The 4,616-nt window shown below is 50.8% G+C and carries 6 protein-coding genes; 1 reads left to right on the top strand and 5 read right to left on the bottom strand.

The features are described 5' to 3' along the window. From ABYT30_RS15905 to ABYT30_RS15895, 3 genes are all read right to left on the bottom strand, one after another. Positions 1 to 722, bottom strand: a 722-nt coding sequence (locus tag ABYT30_RS15905) for a prenyltransferase (protein ID WP_373097468.1), incomplete at its 3' end; no start/stop codon positions are given. After that, positions 719 to 1,435, bottom strand: a complete 717-nt coding sequence (locus ABYT30_RS15900; RefSeq protein ID WP_373097467.1) for a methyltransferase domain-containing protein — start codon at positions 1,433 to 1,435, stop codon at positions 719 to 721. The genes ABYT30_RS15905 and ABYT30_RS15900, both read right to left, overlap by 4 nt. Then, positions 1,422 to 2,738 (bottom strand): glycosyltransferase family 4 protein, encoded by a 1,317-nt coding sequence (locus ABYT30_RS15895; RefSeq protein ID WP_373097466.1) that lies wholly within the window; start codon positions 2,736 to 2,738, stop codon positions 1,422 to 1,424. Before ABYT30_RS15895 ends, ABYT30_RS15900 begins: the two co-directional genes overlap by 14 nt. 224 nt (positions 2,739 to 2,962) lie before the next feature. Between ABYT30_RS15895 and ABYT30_RS15890 the strand changes: the two genes are divergently transcribed. After that, positions 2,963 to 3,400 carry a hypothetical protein gene (locus tag ABYT30_RS15890; protein WP_373079182.1) on the top strand — a complete coding sequence of 146 codons (438 nt, stop codon included), beginning with the start codon at positions 2,963 to 2,965 and terminating at the stop codon, positions 3,398 to 3,400. A gap of 40 nt (positions 3,401 to 3,440) precedes the next feature. Here ABYT30_RS15890 and ABYT30_RS15885 read toward each other — a convergent pair whose 3' ends face one another. Both ABYT30_RS15885 and ABYT30_RS15880 read right to left on the bottom strand, forming a co-directional pair. Next, positions 3,441 to 4,367: a branched-chain amino acid transaminase gene (locus ABYT30_RS15885; protein WP_373079180.1), complete on the bottom strand. Its 927-nt coding sequence runs from the start codon at positions 4,365 to 4,367 to the stop codon at positions 3,441 to 3,443. Between the two features lie 44 nt (positions 4,368 to 4,411). Then, the coding region (locus ABYT30_RS15880; RefSeq protein ID WP_373097465.1) for a hypothetical protein at positions 4,412 to 4,616 on the bottom strand (205 nt) is incomplete at its 5' end.

Genomic DNA, 4,616 nt, shown 5'->3' with positions numbered 1-4,616 from the left:
CCCCAGCGTTTTTGTAAGTGAGCACCCGCTTTCGCAGGCGGAATTGCACCACTCAATACAGGGTAAAACCAATCCATAGAGTAGCGGGATTTACTTTCCCAGGTGCGGTCGAAACGCTCTGGCTTTTTACGCAAGGCCTCGCCCAATGCCTGACGTGCATCGCGCCATACCGGCCGCGGCGAACCAATTTGCACCGAAATATTTACCGCACATTCCAAGCTTTTGTATATCGACGAACAGCCCGTGACGAGGGCGTCGCACATAGGCTCACCATCGGCGCTGACCGCCCAATTAATTTCGCCATGGGGCGACTGCTGGGCCAGTACAAACTCAATGGCAGATTGCACGCAGGGCCACATTTCTTGTAAAAACGCCTGATTTTCACTGATTAGAAAGTGATGCCAAACACCAGTGGCTACGTAGGCAACAAAATTCGTTTCTCGACGCTCGTGATTATCAACTTCACCATCGCGATAAGCCGCCCACCAGCTGCCATCTTCTAGCTGGTTATTCTTCAGCCAGCGATAAGCATTTTCAGCGGCCTCAAATTCACCACCAATACTAAGCCCCATAGCGGATTCAACGTGATCCCAAGGATCCGCATGCCCGCCGTCAAACCACGGAATACTGCCATCGGCTTGCTGGGCACGCACTAAAAACTCAACGGTTGGCCGGAAAAAATCTTGTGGAAACAGCCCCTTACTTAAAAATAAACCACTCATGCCGGGTTCGCCTTTTCAAAGTACATAACCACCGACTTACCCAACACAGGGTTGAGGCTCGCTTCTAGGGTGCGGGTAAACAGGGGTTTATCCATTAGATCCCAAACCAGAAAGCGGTGATATTGCTTAATCAGCGGATTGTTGTCTTGGCCATCCCAAAACGCACACTTCAGCCACCAGTACGGGGAATGCAAAGCATGTGCCCAGTGCCGACGATAAAAACGAAAACCCAAGTCTTGAATTTGCTTACGCAGCTGGCTGGCCTTAAAAATACGTAAATGGCCACCCTCGACTTTATAGTAGGCCTCACTTAAGGCCCAACAAATTTTCTCTGGCCAAGCCCGAGGCACGCTCGCGCAAAATAAACCGCCCGGCTTGAGAATACGCTCAATTTCTATGAGTACTGCGGCGTAATCAGGGATATGCTCCAAAACTTCCGAGCAAATAATTTTATCAAAGCTATGGTCAGCAAAGGGCAGTTTAAGCGCATCGGCGGTGGCCAAACCAAATGCCTTGTGCTCGTTCTCTGGATCATTAAAGTCAGCGAAACGGCTCTGGGCGATTTTCAAATCGTTTAACGATAGATCCACACCAATGGCAGTTATCTCGCCCTCGGCATAGGCTGAGATAACATGGCGACCTTCGCCACAGCCTAAATCTAATACTTTATCGCCACGATTCAGGTGGAAATGACGGAAATCAACTGTTTTCACGTTGCAACACCTGCCAATAATAATTCGTCATTTGCTGGGCGGCGCGCCGCCAACAAAACAATTCTTCTATACGTTTACGCCCAGCATCCGCCAATATTGCACGCTTGGCGGGGGAGGCCAGTAATGTGTCCAGGGCTTCGGCAATCGCCGCACTGTCGCGCACCGGCACCTGTAGCGCAGCATCACCCACCACTTCCGGCAGCGCACCGCCGTCGGTTGAAATAACAGCCGTGCCGCAGGCCATAGCCTCACCCGCTGGCAGGCCAAAACCCTCGTATACTGAAGGCACAATTACCACTGAGGCTTCATTGTAGAAGCCCACCAAGGCTTCGGTACTAATGCCACTGACGCAGCGAATATGCTTACTTAGCCCCAGTGACTGAATCAGCTTACTGCTTTCCCCATCTTCTTTCGGCTTGCCGACCAGCAGCAGTTCCAAATCCGGGTGTTTGGGCAGCACCTGCGCTACGCCTTCCAATAGGTAGCGCATGCCCTTCAAGGGCTGATCAGCGGATACCGCCGCCATCACTCTATTCGGTTTTTTCACCACATCCGGCAACGGACGAAACTCTTCAGTATCAATGCCATTTAAAACCACGCTGATACCGGCGGGCTGCATATCAAAGGCGACCGCAATGTCCTGCCGAGAGCGTTCAGACACGGTCACGACATGGTGAAGTTGCCGAGCTACTTGGCGCTGCATGATCAAAAAGCTGTGCCAGCGCCGGATCAATAGGCGCTCCCGCCAGTTTTTAGCGGCCTTCAGGGCGATACTAAGGTCACTGGTGATGGGATGATGAATGGTAGTAATCAGCGGGAATTTGCGTTTCTGCAACTCCAGCATTCCATAACTAAGGCATTGATTATCATGAATAATATCGTAGTGACGGCCATGCTTTCTGAGGTATTTGACGACACGACGGCCGAAGCAATACGGTTCTGAGAAGGCGCCAGTTAACTTGCCACTCCACTCGATAATATTGGTCATGGAGCGCAGATGATGGGGACGGATTGAACCGAGGCCAGTTTCAAACAAGTTCATCCCGGGCATTTTGATCAGATTTACTCGCGGATCAAGATGGGGGTAGGGCTGACCAGAGATCACATCTACCGTATGACCAGCTTCAACCAAGGCTTTACTGAGGTATTTGAGGTAAATACCTTGACCACCGCCATATGGCGCACTGCGGTAGCCGAGCAAACACACCTTGAGTGCGCGCCGAGGACGAGCATCGTCAAGCGGAATAACTTTGGCGCTATGTGCCGGCTTGGCTGGAGAAGCTGCTGTGGGTGTTAACACCATATCAGGGGTCGCTGTTGTTCATTTTTATGGAACGGAGGGATTCTTCAGCGCTAACACAACGGCTTTTCAATAGCCTAGCCAAGTGACACCAAGAACAATATGCCCTTTTAGCTGTCATCTCATCGAAGAATGCCGCAATCGAGTAACAGGATTCTAACTTTGGCCTGCTCATAAATCCACTCACGATGCCCTAACGATCCGGCAACTGGCATTAAGACTTTGTCATGTTACACTCGCCGCAGGCCAACAAACCCTTTGCAGAGAACTTATTAGCAATGCGCATAACCGCCTTAGCCCACTATAAAAAAATTACCTTATTCGCATTAATTCTATTAACGGGCTGCGCCAGTAACGGCCGTAGCGGACGAGAAATTGGTTTATTCGACACCACTATAAAAGGCGACGACATTCGCTTATTTCGCTATGTTTTGCCTTTATTCAGAGAAAAGCCAAAGCCTATCACCCAACGCGCTAACGGCAGCCAATCCCAAAACAGGGACCCGAAAGAGAGCGAAGACGCACAATTAAAGCGCGCAGATTATTTTTTAAAGCAAGACCCACGGCTAAAGGAATACTGCCCGAACGGCTATACCGTAATCGACAAATACGCGGTACTAAATGAAATTATTATTCGCGGGGAGTGCAAGTACATCGTTCAGTAAGTAACTGAGCGCAATTTTCGCCCAGTTACTTACTACCGACTTAACGAACGGGGGTTGACCACTCAGGGAACTGCTTGCGACGCCCCTTAACTTGGTCGAAGTACATCGTTTGCAGCTCGGTGGTAATTGGACCGCGCTTGCCAGCGCCAATGACTCGGCCATCTAGCTCGCGAATCGGCAACACCTCTGCAGCCGTACCAGTAAAAAAGGCCTCATCCGCCACGTAGACTTCGTCGCGGGTGATACGCTTCTCAGCCACTTCCAGCCCCAACTCTTTAGCAAATTCAAAGATGGTATTACGGGTAATACCATCTAAACAGCTGGTCAGCTCGGGGGTAAAAATCTTGCCATTGCGAACAATGAAGACGTTCTCGCCACTGCCTTCGGCAACATAGCCTTCGTTATCCAGTAACAGAGCCTCTTCGCAACCACTGTCCAAGGCTTCGCGCAGGGCGAGCATCGAATTGATGTAGTGACCGTTGGCCTTTGCCTTACACATCGAAATATTAACGTGGTGGCGGGTATAGGACGAACAGCGCACTTTAATGCCGTTATCGCGAGCGTCAGGGCTCATATAGCTGGGCCAGTCCCAGGCAGCCACAATCACGTGCATCTTCAAATTATCGGCGCGTAGACCCATGCCCTCTGAGCCGTAAAAGCACATAGGCCGCAGATAAGCTTCTTCCAAGCCGTTTTCACGCACTACCGCTCGCTGCGCTTCGTTGACCTGTTCTTTGGTCACGGTCATTTCCATACGCATAATATGCGCAGAGCGGAACAGCCGATCGGTATGCTCTTGCATGCGGAAGATGCAGGTACCGCGATCTTCCGTTTTATAGGCGCGTACGCCTTCAAACACGCCCATGCCATAGTGCAGGGTGTGGGTTAATACGTGGACTTTGGCATCGCGCCAAGGAACCATTTCGCCGTCAAACCAAATCAGGCCATCACGATCAGCCATGGACATCGCGTGTTACTCCTCAAATAAAAGCGGGCGTGCAAATATTAAAATTAGGTAGAAAACATCAGTTGCTGCCAGAGTCGACTGACATTTTTCCGCTCTGCGCCCAATGCCGTATTGGCAATCCGCCCCTTTTGCTCTTGTAAGCTGAGGCGATGCGCCTGACTTCGAAACGCCTTGTAAGCGTCGATCAGTGCCTGGGTATCCGCGCTCGAAATCAGACCGTTATTATTCAGTGATTCCAGTATGCGGATG

Source organism: Zhongshania sp. (genome assembly GCF_041623545.1).
Lineage (GTDB): Bacteria > Pseudomonadota > Gammaproteobacteria > Pseudomonadales > Spongiibacteraceae > Spongiibacter.
The sequence above is the reverse complement of the archived record's forward strand: the minus strand, read 5'-3'. Positions and strand labels throughout refer to the sequence as shown.

Coding starts and splice junctions, on each gene's coding strand:
- ABYT30_RS15895 (WP_373097466.1), bottom strand. CDS start 2,738: ATGGTGTTAACACCCACAGCAGCTTCTCCAGCCAAGCCGGCACATAGC.
- ABYT30_RS15890 (WP_373079182.1), top strand. CDS start 2,963: ATGTTACACTCGCCGCAGGCCAACAAACCCTTTGCAGAGAACTTATTA.
- ABYT30_RS15885 (WP_373079180.1), bottom strand. CDS start 4,367: ATGTCCATGGCTGATCGTGATGGCCTGATTTGGTTTGACGGCGAAATG.